The sequence below is a fragment of the Ruegeria sp. D3 genome (assembly GCF_056534465.1).
On record NZ_JBQFPK010000014.1, the window covers coordinates 99,243 to 114,357 of the forward strand.

Annotated in this window: 16 protein-coding genes; 7 read left to right on the plus strand and 9 right to left on the minus strand. The window is 57.6% G+C overall.

Annotation, left to right across the window (positions count from 1 at the left end):
* Window positions 1–10 precede the first annotated feature (10 nt).
* Complete coding sequence (locus tag ACR0DX_RS18540) at window positions 11–1,264, minus strand: aminotransferase class V-fold PLP-dependent enzyme (protein ID WP_170527758.1); 1,254 nt, start codon at window positions 1,262–1,264, stop codon at window positions 11–13.
* Between the two features lie 225 nt (window positions 1,265–1,489).
* Between ACR0DX_RS18540 and modA the strand changes: the two genes are divergently transcribed.
* The 5 genes from modA (at window position 1,490) to ACR0DX_RS18565 (ending at window position 5,105) form a co-directional block, all read left to right on the plus strand.
* Entirely contained in the window at window positions 1,490–2,269 is a 780-nt protein-coding gene (gene modA / locus ACR0DX_RS18545) for a molybdate ABC transporter substrate-binding protein (protein ID WP_170356816.1), read from the plus strand.
* A 3-nt stretch (window positions 2,270–2,272) separates the two neighbouring features.
* The gene (modB, locus tag ACR0DX_RS18550; protein WP_170356813.1) at window positions 2,273–2,965 is read left to right on the plus strand and encodes a molybdate ABC transporter permease subunit; all 693 of its coding nucleotides are present in this window, start codon (window positions 2,273–2,275) and stop codon (window positions 2,963–2,965) included.
* Window positions 2,962–4,059: a molybdenum ABC transporter ATP-binding protein gene (modC, locus tag ACR0DX_RS18555; RefSeq protein ID WP_170356811.1), complete on the plus strand. Its 1,098-nt coding sequence runs from the start codon at window positions 2,962–2,964 to the stop codon at window positions 4,057–4,059. The genes modB and modC overlap by 4 nt, the downstream gene beginning before the upstream one ends.
* Window positions 4,060–4,143: 84 nt before the next feature.
* Entirely contained in the window at window positions 4,144–4,551 is a 408-nt protein-coding gene (locus tag ACR0DX_RS18560) for a hypothetical protein (protein ID WP_170356809.1), read from the plus strand.
* 140 nt (window positions 4,552–4,691) lie between these two features.
* Entirely contained in the window at window positions 4,692–5,105 is a 414-nt protein-coding gene (locus ACR0DX_RS18565; RefSeq protein ID WP_480847011.1) for a hypothetical protein, read from the plus strand.
* Here the strand turns inward: ACR0DX_RS18565 and hemF are convergent, their stop codons facing one another.
* From hemF to clpS, 4 genes are read right to left on the minus strand one after another with little or no spacing between them, the layout of a single operon-like run.
* A complete protein-coding gene (gene hemF / locus ACR0DX_RS18570; protein ID WP_170356807.1) occupies window positions 5,106–5,990 on the minus strand; it encodes an oxygen-dependent coproporphyrinogen oxidase in 885 nt (294 codons plus the stop codon). It lies immediately after the preceding gene.
* A 4-nt stretch (window positions 5,991–5,994) separates the two neighbouring features.
* Window positions 5,995–6,792: an SDR family NAD(P)-dependent oxidoreductase gene (locus ACR0DX_RS18575; protein ID WP_170356805.1), complete on the minus strand. Its 798-nt coding sequence runs from the start codon at window positions 6,790–6,792 to the stop codon at window positions 5,995–5,997.
* Window positions 6,793–6,829: 37 nt separating this feature from the next.
* Window positions 6,830–7,795: a class I SAM-dependent methyltransferase gene (locus tag ACR0DX_RS18580; RefSeq protein WP_170724894.1), complete on the minus strand. Its 966-nt coding sequence runs from the start codon at window positions 7,793–7,795 to the stop codon at window positions 6,830–6,832.
* A gap of 24 nt (window positions 7,796–7,819) precedes the next feature.
* The gene (gene clpS / locus ACR0DX_RS18585; RefSeq protein WP_170356801.1) at window positions 7,820–8,161 is read right to left on the minus strand and encodes an ATP-dependent Clp protease adapter ClpS; all 342 of its coding nucleotides are present in this window, start codon (window positions 8,159–8,161) and stop codon (window positions 7,820–7,822) included.
* Window positions 8,162–8,254: 93 nt separating this feature from the next.
* Between clpS and ACR0DX_RS18590 the strand changes: the two genes are divergently transcribed.
* Window positions 8,255–8,956 (plus strand): HAD family hydrolase, encoded by a 702-nt coding sequence (locus ACR0DX_RS18590; RefSeq protein ID WP_170356799.1) that lies wholly within the window; start codon window positions 8,255–8,257, stop codon window positions 8,954–8,956.
* Between the two features lie 281 nt (window positions 8,957–9,237).
* Window positions 9,238–10,614: a D-alanyl-D-alanine carboxypeptidase family protein gene (locus ACR0DX_RS18595; protein ID WP_170724892.1), complete on the plus strand. Its 1,377-nt coding sequence runs from the start codon at window positions 9,238–9,240 to the stop codon at window positions 10,612–10,614.
* A gap of 149 nt (window positions 10,615–10,763) precedes the next feature.
* On the opposite strand, the gene ACR0DX_RS18600 is transcribed toward ACR0DX_RS18595, so the two are convergent.
* The 4 genes from ACR0DX_RS18600 to ACR0DX_RS18615 all read right to left on the minus strand — a co-directional run bounded on the left by ACR0DX_RS18600 (window position 10,764) and on the right by ACR0DX_RS18615 (window position 14,687).
* A complete protein-coding gene (locus tag ACR0DX_RS18600; RefSeq protein ID WP_170356795.1) occupies window positions 10,764–12,011 on the minus strand; it encodes a hypothetical protein in 1,248 nt (415 codons plus the stop codon).
* A 150-nt stretch (window positions 12,012–12,161) separates the two neighbouring features.
* Complete coding sequence (locus ACR0DX_RS18605; protein WP_170356793.1) at window positions 12,162–12,923, minus strand: 5-oxoprolinase subunit PxpA; 762 nt, start codon at window positions 12,921–12,923, stop codon at window positions 12,162–12,164.
* A 13-nt stretch (window positions 12,924–12,936) separates the two neighbouring features.
* Window positions 12,937–13,935: a 5-oxoprolinase subunit C family protein gene (locus ACR0DX_RS18610; RefSeq protein ID WP_170356791.1), complete on the minus strand. Its 999-nt coding sequence runs from the start codon at window positions 13,933–13,935 to the stop codon at window positions 12,937–12,939.
* Complete coding sequence (locus ACR0DX_RS18615; protein WP_170724889.1) at window positions 13,932–14,687, minus strand: carboxyltransferase domain-containing protein; 756 nt, start codon at window positions 14,685–14,687, stop codon at window positions 13,932–13,934. Before ACR0DX_RS18615 ends, ACR0DX_RS18610 begins: the two co-directional genes overlap by 4 nt.
* Between the last annotated feature and the right edge of the window lie 428 nt (window positions 14,688–15,115).

The following is a 15,115-nucleotide window of genomic DNA, read 5'->3' on the forward strand; positions in this document are numbered from 1 at the left end:
ATTTATTTGATCAAGCTGTCATCTCGTTCACTGCGGCAAGCAACTGGGCGACTTCTTGTTCGGTGTTATAGTGACAAAGCGATATGCGAATGCAGTCGTTCAGGCCCAGCGGGGTCAGAACGTTGCCACTGTAGTGATCGGCTTTGCGGATGTGGGTTCGGATGCCCTGATCATTCAGGCGTGTCACAACATCGGCAGAGGGGATATCCCGCACGACAATTGAAACTAACCCTTCGCGGGCAGGGTTGTTTGCGCCGCCCAGAATTGAAACATGCTCCATATCGCGCAGGCCCTGCAGATTGCCGGTGCCGTTGATCATTGCACCTGTCAGATGCGATTCGTAGGCATGGATGGCGCGGCCAGCAGCCTCGATCCGGGCGCGGCGGTCCGTGTGGTCCGAGACCTGGTCGCCCAGCCACTCGAAATAAGCCACCACGTCGGACATGGTCGCGTAAGAACCGGTGTCGCGGGTTCCGAATTCCCACCCTTCTGACGGGGCGTCGATCAATTGGTCGTGGGGAAGGGCGGTCAGCCGGTCCGATATCCATGCAACGCCATACCCGTGGCGCGAGAACACTTTGTAGGGTGAGATTGCATAACCATCGACGTCGTAGCTGTTGATATCCAACTGCCCGTGAGCCGCGTGCTGAATACCGTCCACAATGATGAAACACTCGGGCGAGACCTCACGAATTGCCCGCGCGATGGCTGCCACATCCATCCCCATACCTGTGACCGGCGAGGCGTGAACGATTGTGGCGACACAGACGTCCGGAGTCATTGCAGCCCGGAATGCCTCAGCGGTGACGAGACCTGTATCGTTGTCGTGCTGGACGTTGACATAGTCCAGCCCAGCAATGTCAGCCCAGCGGCGGGCGGCGCTGCGACTGGCGGGATGTTCGATGGAACTGCCGATGACCTTGCCGCCTTTGGGCGCGTTCACGCAGGCGGTGCGGATCATACGAAACAGCAGTTCGGTCCCGCTTTCACCGACAAAAAACTGACCTGAAGGCGCATTCATGAACACAGCTAAATCAGCCTTGGCGGTGTTGATGGTGTCGACAAGCGCATGGCTAGCGACGTTGTCGCGCCCCTGATTGTCAGGGATAGCGGCGAACTTGGCCGACGTCTCGACCACGGAATTCAACGTCAGGGCCCCACCTGCGTTTTCAAAGAAAATCCGGGGCCCTTGAAAGGGACAGCTTTCGACATGGGCAAAACGCGCGCGTACGGCGTCGATCAAACCTGGGATAGTGTGCAACATGTCGGCTTTCCTGTTCCTGACTCGCGCGCAGCATCCCCGTGACGCGTATCAGGATCAAGATCGTTTGCGACATTGTCGCTGAGTCTGTTGACGAAAATGGCTTGGGGCAAGGATTTTCCAGCAATCTCTGCCCTTTGGGTGAACCTGAGGCGCATCGGCGCTTGCACGCCCCCCGGTGCCTCAGATATCCCCAAGAGGACCTTAACCCCGAGGGGCGGGAATGAGATGATCCTGTCACGTCTGCTTCGTGTATTTCTTGCGGCCATCGTTCTGGCTATGTTTACACTGGCTCCGCTGCGCGCGGGGGCAGACGGCATATTGGTTTTTGCAGCAGCCAGTCTGAAGAATGCTCTGGACGAGATCGCTCCGGCGTTTGAGGCACAGACCGGACAAGAGATCACGGTTTCCTATGCGGCTTCCTCGGTTCTGGCGCGTCAGATTCAGCTGGGCGCACCGGCGGATGTATTCATTTCGGCGAATGTCGAATGGATGGATGTCCTGCAGGGCAAGGGCCTGATCGAAGCAAATAAGCGGGTCGATCTGTTGGGCAATGGGCTGGTTCTCATTGGCGGCACCTCGGCCCCCGACATGCACGAGGTGACCCCAGAAACCGATCTGGCGGGGGCTTTGGCCGGTGGGCATCTAGCCATGGCATTGGTCGATGCTGTACCCGCTGGGATCTATGGCAAGGCGGCGCTGCGCAGTCTGGGCTTGTGGGATAGTGTTCAGGGGCAAGTGGCGCAAACCGACAATGTGCGTGCAGCGCTTGCTCTGGTTGCAGCAGGAGCAGCCCCCTTGGGCATTGTGTACCGATCGGACGCCGTGGTCGAAGACCGCGTTCGCGTACTCGCTGAGTTTTCGTCTGATTTGCACCCTGCGATCATCTATCCGGCTGGTGTGACAACGTCTGCCCGACCAGAGGCACTTGCTTTTTTGGAGCATCTGCAATCGCCCGAAGCGCAAGAAATCTTTGAAAGGCAGGGCTTTTCCCTGCCGGAGCAATAAGCGATGGGATGGTTGGGTCCCGAAGAGCTTGAGGCCCTGAGGCTGTCATTGCGCGTATCCTTTTGGGCCACGCTGGTAACTTTGCCCTTTGGGGTTTTCACTGCTTATGCATTGGCCCGCTGGCGATTTCCAGGACGACAGGTCTTGAACGGGCTCGTGCACTTACCGTTGATCCTGCCGCCGGTAGTCACTGGCTACCTCCTCTTGCTGACCTTTGGCATTCAGGGGCCGTTGGGTCGCGCCCTGTCCGAAGTCGGAATTGTGTTCGCGTTCCGTTGGACCGGTGCAGCGCTGGCGGCGGGGATCATGGCATTCCCTTTAATGGTGCGCGCCATCCGGCTGTCGATCGAAGCGGTGGACCAAAAGCTAGAGCAGGCTGGGGCTACATTGGGGGCTTCGCGCATTATGGTGTTTGCGACCGTCACTCTGCCGATGATCCTGCCGGGCGTTATCGCGGGGGCCATTCTGGCCTTTGCCAAGGCGATGGGCGAATTCGGCGCCACGATTACCTTCGTTTCCAATATCCCCGGGCAGACCCAAACACTGCCCTCGGCTGTCTACGCCTTTCTTCAGGTTCCCGGCGGTGAAGCGGCCGCCACGCGGTTGGTTGTTATATCGGTTGTTATCGCTCTAAGCGCGCTTTTGCTGTCAGAGTTCATAGCCCGCCGTGTCGCAGCAAGGGTGGCCGGGTCATGAGCCTTTCTGTCCGATTGCAGCATGATCTGCCCAACATCAAACTGGATCTCAATTTTGATGCACCGTCCGGCGTGACTGTTCTGTTCGGACGCTCGGGCTCGGGCAAGACGACGGTTGTCAATGCCGTCGCTGGATTGCTCAAACCGACTTCGGGCCGTGTCGCGGTTGATGGATGGGAGCTGTTCGACACCGAGAAACATCTGTGGCTTCCGCCGCATAAGCGGCGTTTGGGCTATGTCTTTCAAGAGGGGCGGCTGTTCCCCCACCTGACGGTGCGCCAAAACCTGTCATACGGCCGTTGGTTCGCGCCCAAGGGCGCGCCGCGCGAGAACCCCGACAAGGTGATCGAGATGTTGGGGATCGGCCATCTGCTGGACCGCCGTCCTGTTGGCCTTTCCGGGGGCGAGAAACAGCGCGTGGCGATTGGCCGGGCGTTGCTGGCCAGCCCGCGCCTGATATTGGCCGATGAGCCGCTGGCGGCGCTCGACGATGCGCGCAAGGCCGAGATCCTGCCCTATTTCGAACGCCTCAGGGATGAGGTTTCGGTGCCCATTCTGTATGTCACCCACTCTGCCGCCGAGGTGGCGCGCCTGGCGACGTCGGTTGTGGCGTTGCAAGACGGAAAGGCAGTGCGCCACGGGCCAGCCTCAGAAGTTCTGGCCGACCCATCGGTTGCGCCTGCGGGTATTCGCGCGGTCGGTGCGGTGCTGCAAGTGCGGGTTGCCAAGCACCATTCCGATGGTCTGACCGAGTTGAACGCGGGCGGGACAAGCCTGTTCCTGCCGCGTATTCCGCATCAGATTGGCGATGACCTTCGAATCCGTATCCCCGCCCAAGAGGTCATCTTGTCCATCAAACGGCCCGAGGGTTTGTCGGCGCTGAATATGCTGGAAGGTACGGTTGACACCATTCGCGCGGGCGAAGGTCCGGGGGCGATCGTTTCAGTGAAAACTCCGGCGGGATCTGTTCTTGCTCGCATCACTCGCCGTTCGGTCGACGCGCTGGGCCTGCAACCGGGCCAGCTTTGCTATGCTGTGATCAAGACGGTTGCGCTGGCTCCACAGAATGTGGGCGGGCGTGTGCTTAGCGAATAGCACGTTGTGGAGCAGGAACTTTACTAGGTTGTGATGTAGTCTATGCTTTGTTCTGCGGTGCTTAGTGTGAAAGGGTAAGGGATTATGCGGTTTGGGAAAATGCCTGCCATTGCGGCGATTGTATTGTTGCCAGGGGTCGCTCAGGCGATCGGTTTCGGAGTGAATCTTAACCCCGCGGTCCGGGTTGACGTGGCGGACAAAGGCAATGGCATCTACGAGGTATCAACCCGAGGGACCACGGCGCCGGTCGCGTATTGGTGCGGTATTGGGGACTATGCGATCCGAACACTCAGAACCAAGGCGACCCAGCGGATTTACATCACGCGTGCCTATGAAAAACAAACCAGGACGGTTCAGTTTTCACTGACCGCACCAGAAGGGGTCGATACCACTCCGGGATACTCGGTCACGGTCAAACGTGTGGGCGAGAACCTGTCGGCGGGGTCCGCGCAGACCTATTGCTATGACAATTTCCTCGATTTCGGATTCTGAGGGCCTGAACGCTTTGCTGGGATTCATCACGACTGAATGACGCTTTTGTGTTTTGCCAGCGCTTCGCGGTTCAACAACGCTGCGTAGTCAAGGGATGCGGCCAATGAGGGCTGCTGTGACTTGCGCAGAGGTAATCGACCGTGAAACTCTTTAAATGTATGCCTTTAGCTTTGGCGCTGCTTCTCTGTGCGGAAGCTCGGGCGGATCAGCCGGGTATTGGTATATTCCCCACCTTTCAAGTTCACGTGACGCCATTACAAACGGGCAATTTTGAAGTGAACGTAGTTGGGTCATCAGTTGCGTTGGCGTATTGGTGCGGGATTGGGGACTATGCGATCAGGACACTGGGAACTGAGTCGACCCGGCGTATCTATCTTTCAAAACCATATGAGCCGGGTATTCGAACCGTAGAGTTTTCCCTGGACCCGCAAGTTGAGCCCGACACGACATCCAAACATTCGATCACCGTGAAGTATGTGGGCGAAAATTACTCGGCATCCAAGGCTGAAAGCTATTGTTACGACGCTGTTCTGGATATCAGGATGAAGAAGTAATCACACCCATTTCGCCAGTGGAGGCAGGCTCATCAACACGGCATCAGGGTCGTGGCCGGTTTCCAATCCGAACTTGGTGCCTCGGTCGTAGACAAGGTTGTACTCGGCATACAGACCACGATGCACCAGTTGAGTGTTTTTGTCTGCATCATCAAACCCATGCACCCGGCGCTTTTCGACCAAGGGCAGGAAGGCGGGCAAAAAGGCGCGGCCGATATCCTGCGTCAGTGCGAAATCGGCGCTCCAGTCGCCGGTACAGTAGTCATCCATGAAGATGCCGCCCACACCGCGCGCGCGTTTGCGGTGCGGGATATAGAAATACTCATCCGCCCAATCCTTGAGGCGCGGGTAATGCGCCGGCCCATGCGGGTCCAGATGTGCCTTTTGCGTGGCGTGGAAATGGGCGGTGTCGTCGTCATATTCGATACACGGGTTCAGGTCAGACCCGCCGCCGAACCACCAGGCGTGGGGCGTCCAGAACATACGGGTATTCATATGCACCGCTGGCACGTGCGGGTTCTGCATATGCGCCACCAGTGAAATGCCCGAGGCCCAGAAGCGCGGGTCTTCGGTCATGCCCGGAATGCCTTTGCGCGCCGCCATGGCCTGCTGCGCGCGTTCGCCCAGCGTGCCGTAAACGGTCGAGATATTGACGCCCACTTTCTCAAACACGCGCCCGCCGCGCATCACCGACATCAAACCGCCGCCTGCGTCTGATCCGTCGTCTGATTGGCGGGTGGTTTCCTTCACTTCGAAGCGGCCGGGGGTGGCGTCGGAAAACGGCCCAGTGTCGTGGCTGTCTTCCAGGGCTTCGAACGCAGTTACGATCTGGTCGCGCAGGGTGCGGAACCACGCGGAGGCGGTAGCTTTTTCGGTGTCAAACATGGGGTCAGTGCGCCGGTGCTGCAACGGGGTCCAGCAGGGTGCGGCCTCCGTCAATGGTCAGGATTTGCCCGGTGATGAAACCTGCCGCGTCCGAGGCCAGAAACTGCGCCGTCTCGGTCAGTTCGGTGGGGGCGGCAATGCGGGCCAATGGGGTGTGCTTTTCGATATCGTCTCGGAAATCGCGGTTTTCCTTGAGCGTTGACTGCAACGAGGCGCTCATGACCGAACCCAGCGCGATCGAGTTCACGCGGATGCGGTGCGGGGCGAAAGCCACGGCCAGTGACCGCGTCATCTGATCCAGCGCAGCGGTCGAGACGGAATAGGCCATCAGATCCGGATGTGTTCGACGTGCGGCTATCGAAGACAGGTTGATGATCGATCCGGCAGGGCCGTCTCCTTCTCCGGATTGTTTGATCATGCGTTTGGCGACAGCCTGGCTGAGACGCAGGGCTGGCATCAAATTCTGATTCAGCAGGGTCTTGACCGAGTCGTCATCTGTATCCAACGGATCGGACGGAATAACCTGCCGCGACCCGTTGATCAGGATATCCACCTGATCAAAGGCGTCTATCGTGGCGGAAAGCAGGTTTGCGATGGTCAGCTTTTCCCGTAAATCGCCCGCGAAAAAGCGGATATTGCTGTCGTCGGCCTGCTCGCCCAACTCGTCGGTCAGCCGCTTTTCATCCATGTCGGCAAACATCACATTGGCACCGGCATCCGCGAAATGCCGCCCAATGGCTAGCCCGACGCCATTGGCGCCACCGGTGACGATGGCGGTCTTGCCTGCTATGGAAAAGGACATGCGTTGTCTCCCTGAGTTGCGCGCAGGTTAACCGGGATCACCGCCGAGGGCGAGAGGCATGGAACACCTTGAACCGGTTGTCGCCAGTGACTTCGTTGACGCGCGAGAAAGCTTCGTTCAGCGTGGTTTCGTAAGGCAGGTGGCGGTTGGCCACCATCCACAGCTCACCATGTTTTGCCAGATTACGTGCGGCGGATTGAATAAAGCCCTGACCCAGCGCGGGGTCTGCGCTGCGCGAGGTGTGAAAGGGCGGGTTCATAACGACCGCGTCCAGCCCCTCGGGCGCGCGCCACGTTACCGCGTCGGCCCAATGAAAAGACGCCCGGTCATCGGTGATATTGGTCTTGGCACAAGTCAGGGCGATGTGGTCGGCCTCAACCAAGTATAAGGCGCGTAAGCTCTGTATTTGCAACACGTTGGCAGACAGATACCCCCAGCCCGCACCCAGATCGGCCACCCGTGCGCCCAATTTTGCGGGCAGGGCGCCCAGCAACCGGGCCGAGGCCGGGTCCACTCCGTCCGCCGAAAACACACCGGGCGCGGTCGTAAACCCGTCCACCATTTGCCCATGGGGCGCGGCCCAGTCGGCGAAAGCCTCTGGATCAGAGGCAAACCAGAAGATCTTGCCATGCGCTTTGGAAATTGGCCCTTCGACCGGCACACGCTTTCGGATGTCCTTCAGCAGGCTGTCCACCCCATCGGTTTTGGCCCCGTCCACCACAATCGTACCCTTGGCGCGCAGGCAGGCCTGTTGAACAAGGCTGCGGGCCAAAGCTTTTGCGCGGGGTAGGAATATCACCGCATCCTGGCATGGATCACGGGTCTCGGGGATAACGTCAAAACCTTGTGCCGCGAAATGATCATGGAACGGTTTGAAGGGCTGTACCACCTGCGTATCGCGGGGCAGCTCGGACAAGTCATGGGCTGGTGTCGGCCCGATCACCATCAGCGGCTGTGACAGCGAAAGGCCGCTGTTCAGGGCAAGATCAAGGCGAGGGGACATACGCGTTCGTTGGAAGAGCAGACGCTACTCTTCGCGTTCCATTGTGCATTGCAGGGGGTGCTGGTGTCGGCGAGCAAAGTCCATCACCTGACCCACTTTGGTCTCGGCGATCTCGTGGCTGAATACGCCAACCACGGCGACGCCTTTCTTGTGCACGGTCAGCATGATCTCGAACGCTTCGGCGTGGGTCATGCCGAAAAAACGCTCTAGCACGTGCACGACGAACTCCATCGGGGTGTAGTCGTCATTCAGTAGCAGCACCTTGTACAGCGGCGGGCGCTTGGTTTTAGGGCGCGTTTGAATCAGGACGGACGAGTCGCCGTCGTCGTCCGAATTGTCAGACATCATCCAAGGGTTTTCAAACATTGCGCGCAAAAGTCCGATTCAGGCTTCGGTTTATCTGAGCGGTTATATAACGTCCTAGGGGCCAGAGAAAAGAGCCAGCAGGACGTAATCGCAATGGAAGACAAGCTGACCATCGTTGGGTTCGATGCTGATGACACGTTGTGGCACAACGAACGGTTCTTTCAACTGACGCAGGCCTATTTCGCCGATCTGTTGGAGGACCATGCCGAACGGGATCATCTGATGGATCGTCTGCTTGCTGCAGAAAGACGCAACATCCGGCACTATGGGTATGGAATCAAAGGCTTCATTCTGTCGATGATCGAAACCGCGATCGAGGTCACCGAAGATCGTGTCCCGGCTTCGGTCATTCGTCAGTTGATCGACGCGGGGCAAGAGATGTTGGCCCATCCGATCGAACTGCTGCCCCATGCCCGCGAAGCGGTCGAAGCAGTCGGGGCGACTCACAAGGTTGTGCTGATCACCAAAGGCGACCTGATTGATCAAGAAAGGAAGCTGGCGCAATCTGGTTTGGGCGAGCTTTTTGACGAGGTCGAGATCGTTTCGGAGAAAACGGCTGAAACCTATCATGAAATATTTGCGCGCCATGGAACCGGCCCTACCCAAGCGATGATGGTTGGCAATTCGATGCGATCCGACGTCGTGGCTCCGATCGAGGCTGGCTGCTGGGGGGTCTACGTCCCCCATGGGCTGGTCTGGGAGATCGAAAAAGCCGAAGTCCCCACCCGTTCGAACCGGTACAAGGAATTGCGGGATCTGGGTGAGTTGGCGAGCCTTGTTCGCACGCTTGCATGATGTTGCCGAATGGTCCCAGTTACTAAAAATTGAATAGGCTATGTGCGGCGGCACCAGATCGGAGGACGATTTGGTGGTTGAGGTGCGCAGGTCGACCATATGTTGTGGGTGACTGCGCGCCGAAAGAAAGATCGAATTTACCAGCTTTCGGTTTATTTCGGACGTTCTCTGTGTTAGCCTTACGGGTAATAAAATAAATTAATTGCTGACCGGGAAAACCCGGCGGCCCGAGGTAGACAGAGGCAAAGATCGTGCAGGTTCGGCGGACAGTTCCGGCCCGAATGGGCTTACTTCTTATAGCATTCGTGTGGCTGCTTTCTTTTGCGCCGTTGCAATCGGTTGCCGCGCCCTATGCGGCGATGGTGATTGACGCGCGCACGGGTGAGGTTTTGCATTCGCGCAACGCGGATACCCGACTTCACCCGGCTTCGCTGACCAAGATGATGACGCTCTATATAGCGTTCGAGGCTGTCCGGAATGGTGAGATCGAGTTGGATACGCAGGTACGTATCACCAAAGCAGCTGCGGCAGAGCCTCCGTCCAAGCTAGGGTTGCGCTCGGGTCAGCGGATTGCGTTTAGGTACCTGATCCGCGCGGCCGCCGTGAAATCCGCCAATGACGCGGCGACCGCCATCGGGATTGCCATTAGTGGATCCGAGGCCGCGTTTGCACGCCGTATGACGCGCACCGCTAAAGCCATGGGTATGAGTCGCACAACCTTCAAGAATGCGCATGGATTGACCGAGTCCGGCCACTTGTCGACCGCGCGGGACATGACGACGCTGGGGCGGCATCTCCTGTATGACTATCCGCAGTATTACAACCTGTTTTCACGTCAATCGACTCATGCAGGGATCAAAACGGTTCCGAACACCAACCGCCGCCTTTTGGCCGCCTATAAGGGTGCCGATGGGATCAAGACAGGATACACACGAGCGGCGGGCTTCAATCTGGTAGCCTCGGCCAAGCGTAAGGATGAGCGGATCATCGCGACCGTCTTCGGCGGAAAATCTGGTGCATCGCGCAACGCCAAAGTGGCTGAGTTGCTGGATATGGGCTTCCGTCGCGCTCCATCCCGTGCGCCTATCCGTAAACCTGCCCGTCCGGCTTACGCTGGAAATGTGGGCCTGAATGCGCAGGTCGCGCGCCTAACCACTGCGCCAACGGCCAGCCTGCGGCCCGTGTTGCGCCGCGCAGCTACAGTTCAAGTCGCCGGAACAGTTGCGGCAGCAGCGGCAAAAGACGAGAGCAGAATTCAGGATGGCATTGCTGCGGCAATCGCAGCGGCTGATATCCAGACCCCGGATGACGGAACGGTACGCCCGGCACCTCGTCCCGATGATCTGGTTCTGGCGTCGACCAACCCAGCTGCTCAGCCAGAGCCGGAAAGGGAAATTGTCACCCGTCTTTCTACCTCGGGCGGGCATCTTTGGGGCGTAAATGTAGGTCGCTATACTACGCGATACGAGGCCGAGAAGGTGCTGCTGAAAACCGCTTTGGCCGAAATGACCACTCTGGAAGGAACCTTACGCAAGGTGAAGCAAAGCTCACGAGGTTTTGATGCGACGTTCCAGGGCATGACCCGCGAACAGGCCGATCTGGCTTGCCGCAGATTGCAGGCCCGAAATGTCACCTGTTTCATGATTGGGCCGTCATAAGACCCGACATTCTCTCTCCTGATTGGATGGGGCTGCGAGGGAACTCGCAGCCTTTTTTCGGAATTGGCCTAACGCGCGTACATCCCGCGACGCGTTTGCCATTTTCGGGACACTCGTGTCCCAGAGCGTTTCGGAGATGCTTGCAGGCTTTAGTCGAACACGTGACCGTGCTGGTACTGCTCGTCCTGACCGGCGGCGGCGGTTAACGCGGCGACATTGTCCTTGGTGAAAAAGCCATCATATTTGTGGCAGCGTTCAATGTATTCCGTGATCAGCAGCGTGTTTTTTGAGTGTTTTGAGAATATCTGCTTGAGGTTCGGATCGTCTTTGCACTCGCCTACTACATGGGCCAGAAACGGCACGCCTTTGTCTTTGAGGGTGTTCACCACGAAATCCACATTCTTTTCACCCGCGCCATGATCGCCATCCTGAATCTCTACCGCCATGTGATGCAGGCGACGGCCGAAATTGCGGACAAAATCCTCGGTCGGCATCGGCAGTTTGGCAAAGGAATTCACGAAGGACGGCGTGTTGTTGGCGGTGAACACTTTGGCAGGTGATTTCTTGTCGTCATCTACGTTTGGGTTTCGGTTCACATTGGTGGACGAATTCATGTCGAAGATGTTGTACGCGCCCCAGAAATAGTAGGGCACCATCGTCAGGAACTCGAGGATCGCGTCCTCGCGTTCTCCGGCAAGAACACGCGTGGCGAGGTGATCAATACCTAGCATGAGCGGTGCGATATTGCTGTCAGCCCCAAACGCGGCAGCCTGATTCAGACGAGCTTGCTCACTGTCGCTCAATAGAACACGGTCGCCCAGACCGAGGCTATCCGTGTCGTTGAAGTCCAGATTAGAATAGCCAACCCGATTGCAGGTGAAATCCGAAGGTGTAGTGAACTGAAAACCCAGCAGCGTGTAGAACGGATTTTCGGTGTCGCCTGAATACTCGAACCGAATATTCTGATCCTCCAGCGTTTGGGTCAGCGCGGTTAGGTCCGACGCGCCGAAGACCTCTCCGACATATCGGGTTTGCGGAGTCTTTCGAGCCAGCGGATACATGCGGTTGATGCGGGGAATAAAGTCTTCGAAAGCGGGGCTGAGCGGTGCCATCACGATCAGGGCAGGGTAGTCGGAATGTGAATGCAGGACCGAAAATTTATGCGTGCGCCCCAGATAGCTGGCTGTGTGGCGATAGGGCGTCATTACGTAAAGCTCGACCAGTGTGTCAAACAGCGCATCGGATTCGACCTGTATCACGATGGCCTTCATCGCCCCGACCAGATCGGCAACGCCCGAGCTGGCGCGGCGTTCGTAGATTTTTGGCAAATACTCGTTGAAGAAGTCCGAGTTTTTCTTGTCGCCGCGGGGTTCGTAGGACATCAGATCAAAAGACATAAAGCTATCTCCTTGCTCCTGCGCTTTGCAGGTGGTGCAGGGTGTTGCCGGGATTGTGGCACTCAGAACATGAACTTGTGGTTATGCTAGGGGCTGAACCTGACCCCGGCAACACCAACGGTATACGCGTGCTGTCTTAAGCCAATCTGATCAGCGGATGAATTTCGTCAACTCGACCCCGCCAGTGATCAGGTTTTCCCGCACCGAAGCTGCGATTTGTACCGCCGTTGGGCCGTCCCCGTGCAGACATATTGTGTCGATCGAGGTTTCCAGACGTTTGCCGGATTCAGTGATGATGGCCCCTTCGCGCACCATTTTCAGGATGCGTGGCCCGGCAAGTTCAGGGTCGTGAATGACTGCTCCGGGCAGGCTTCGATCCACCAGCGTTCCGTCGTCATTGTAAGCGCGGTCGGCAAAGATCTCTCCGACCCATTTGCAGCCAAGGTCGCGTACAGCTTCATCCTGTTTGGTGACGGCCAGCACCATGATGATGATATCGGGATCCACGTCCAGCGCGCCCAGATAACACGCTCGTGCCATATCCACGTCGACCGAGCACATGTTGGCCAACGCGCCGTGTAATTTCAGGTGCCGGACCTGCGTTCCAACGGCCTTGGCCATACCTAAAGCCGCCCCCAATTGATACCGCACCAGATTGCGCAGGGACGCATGGGGGATTTTCATATTTCTGCGGCCGAAGCCCTGCAGATCAGGAAAGCCGGGATGTGCGCCTATACCGACGCCGTTTTCAGCGGCCAGTTTCATCGTCTGCGCCATCACATCCCAATCACCCGCGTGAAAGCCACAAGCGATATTGGCCGAGGTGATGATCCTCAGCAGACTATCGTCATCGCCCATCTTCCAGGGGCCAAAGCTTTCCCCCATATCGGCATTCAGATCGACGCTGGGCATCGGCAAAACTCCTTTAGTCGGTGGCAGAGATCATTCCGTCGATCAATTGGTAGGACAACAGGTCTGGGATGTCATGAGGATTGCGCACCAGCGGTTCGATCTGACTGTTTAGCCGGATCAGGTCAGCCGAGTGGCGGGCCTGTAGCGTCGCAGCCTCCTCAAGCGTCACGAATTCGAACCGAATTTCAGCACCAGCTGGCGTTTGTGCCGCCCGAGGGATGTCGCAAGGCAAGACCGTGGCGATACGTGGGTAACCCCCAGTGGTCTGGCATTCCGGCAGCAGGATAAACGGGTTTCCAGTGCCGGTCATTTGGATGTCGCCGGGTGTGATGATCTCGGATAGGATATTAAGCTGCCCTTTTGCCGCAAATCCGGGTCCGTGGCTTTCCAATTGCATCCCCATGCGGTTGGCCCTTGCACCGCGCGTAAAGCTGGTGGCGGCAAACCGGTCCAGAGTACTTTGATCAAACAGGGATGTCTGAAAACTGGCGACTACATGCAAAAGTCCGCCCGAGAACCTGTCCTCTGGTCTTAACTTCCAACCAGCACGCCCCGCGCCCTTGGGGCTATTCAGCATGTCATCTTGCTGAACAACTCGCCCAATCTTCGCGGTCAGATGCGTTGAGCGGGACCCCAAAAATTCTGGCACGTCTATACCGCCACCAAGATGAAGGTAGCCATAGCTGCCACGCAGCGCAGCTCCGATCACCAATCGTTGCCCGGCCTCGATCTGATGAGAGGCATTCCACGGCACGGGACTTCCATCAATACTGGCCTGCATCGGTGCGCCAGTGAGGGCAAAATATGTGCTTTGGGTCGCTTCGAACTCTCCACCCATGCCCGCCATTTCCAACGCTGCAAGTTCCGGACTCTGGTCCAACAGCGCAGCCCCTTCGTGCAGGGCAAGGATGTCAGCAGCCCCGGATCTGGACAAACCTTGATCCAGATATCCAATACGTCCCTGGTCCTGAATTGTGCAAGCTGGGCCGATGCGCAGAACGGTCAGAGTCACTGCTTGATCTCCTGACAAGTTGCGCCGCCCGTGCCGTCGGCGTTGTTTGCGCGGATATCCTCCAACGCGTCTCGGGAAATCGGCACGAACTGCATTTCGTCGCCGGGGCGCAGGGCAAAGCTGTGTTCTGCTTCGGGGCGAAAGCATCGGAACGCGGTTTGGCCGACATGCCTCCATCCCGTCGGAGTTGGTCCTGAAAAAAGTACGAACTGAGATATTGCCAGAACCAGCGCGCCCTCGGGCACCATCGGGGTTAAATCCTGAAGTCGGGGTATGTTGAACTCGGGTCCAAGCGGGCCCAGATATGGCTGCCCCGGCGCGAACCCAATCGTCAGGACACGGACGCGAGTTTCCGACAGGCGACGAATAGCTTCCTCGACGCTTAACCCTGCTGCGTTTGCCGCGTCGCCAAGCTGGGGTGCAAGCTCACCACCGTATACTGTTGGAACGCGCCAGAACCTGCGTCCCATGGGCATGGGCGCAGAGTACCAGTCTTGGTAGTCCAAAGCCCCGCATACCCTGGCACCGAGGTCGGCATGTGACAAACGTTTGGTATCGAACCGTATATAAGCGGATGCCAAAGTGGCCGAGGTTTCAAGTACGCCTTCCCAGTTTTCGCTGTCGATGAGATCGCGAAACGCCAAGGCTGCCCGGTTCGAGGATTCTTCCATTGTGTCACCAAAGGAAACCAGCAAACCGTCATATCCGACGGTGCGCACGCGCGGGAATTTATGATCGGGCACTTGGGTCATGGAATTTCGTCAATTCAGCTTGGTTGCCGTGACCTGACCGCATCCGCAGTTGATACGCAAGCATTTGAGCGCGTAGATCCACTTTTGACACGCTGTGGCTTCCGAAATCCTGCTTTTGCGCCGCAGGTTTCGACTCGCAGAGAGACGCACGAGTCGAGAGCTTCTAGTATCTGTCTGCTTACTGCTCACTATATATAGGGCTTTGTTCGCCCCGCCTTGTTGTCATCCAATACCTTGGGCTGTTGTTCGACGCTGAATTGGAGGGAAATGACGTCGATGACTGGTGATTAGATCGTTGTTTTCAAATGAAAAAACAAAATAATGCAAAAAAAATGGCATTTTTCAAATTTTCTGCTTGCGGCTTTGTGGGGTAGACCTTAGAACCCCCTTCACCGGCGCTGCTGAGGCGGTGCTGGGGCGCTGGAGAC

Bases quoted from the DNA above. Each gene is read 5' to 3' on its own strand.
- ACR0DX_RS18540 (WP_170527758.1), bottom strand. From the start codon at position 1,264: ATGTTGCACACTATCCCAGGTTTGATCGACGCCGTACGCGCGCGTTTT.
- modA (WP_170356816.1), top strand. From the start codon at position 1,490: ATGATCCTGTCACGTCTGCTTCGTGTATTTCTTGCGGCCATCGTTCTG.
- modB (WP_170356813.1), top strand. From the start codon at position 2,273: ATGGGATGGTTGGGTCCCGAAGAGCTTGAGGCCCTGAGGCTGTCATTG.
- modC (WP_170356811.1), top strand. From the start codon at position 2,962: ATGAGCCTTTCTGTCCGATTGCAGCATGATCTGCCCAACATCAAACTG.
- ACR0DX_RS18560 (WP_170356809.1), top strand. From the start codon at position 4,144: ATGCGGTTTGGGAAAATGCCTGCCATTGCGGCGATTGTATTGTTGCCA.
- hemF (WP_170356807.1), bottom strand. From the start codon at position 5,990: ATGTTTGACACCGAAAAAGCTACCGCCTCCGCGTGGTTCCGCACCCTG.
- ACR0DX_RS18575 (WP_170356805.1), bottom strand. From the start codon at position 6,792: ATGTCCTTTTCCATAGCAGGCAAGACCGCCATCGTCACCGGTGGCGCC.
- ACR0DX_RS18580 (WP_170724894.1), bottom strand. From the start codon at position 7,795: ATGTCCCCTCGCCTTGATCTTGCCCTGAACAGCGGCCTTTCGCTGTCA.
- clpS (WP_170356801.1), bottom strand. From the start codon at position 8,161: ATGTTTGAAAACCCTTGGATGATGTCTGACAATTCGGACGACGACGGC.
- ACR0DX_RS18590 (WP_170356799.1), top strand. From the start codon at position 8,255: ATGGAAGACAAGCTGACCATCGTTGGGTTCGATGCTGATGACACGTTG.
- ACR0DX_RS18595 (WP_170724892.1), top strand. From the start codon at position 9,238: ATGGGCTTACTTCTTATAGCATTCGTGTGGCTGCTTTCTTTTGCGCCG.
- ACR0DX_RS18600 (WP_170356795.1), bottom strand. From the start codon at position 12,011: ATGTCTTTTGATCTGATGTCCTACGAACCCCGCGGCGACAAGAAAAAC.
- ACR0DX_RS18605 (WP_170356793.1), bottom strand. From the start codon at position 12,923: ATGCCCAGCGTCGATCTGAATGCCGATATGGGGGAAAGCTTTGGCCCC.
- ACR0DX_RS18615 (WP_170724889.1), bottom strand. From the start codon at position 14,687: ATGACCCAAGTGCCCGATCATAAATTCCCGCGCGTGCGCACCGTCGGA.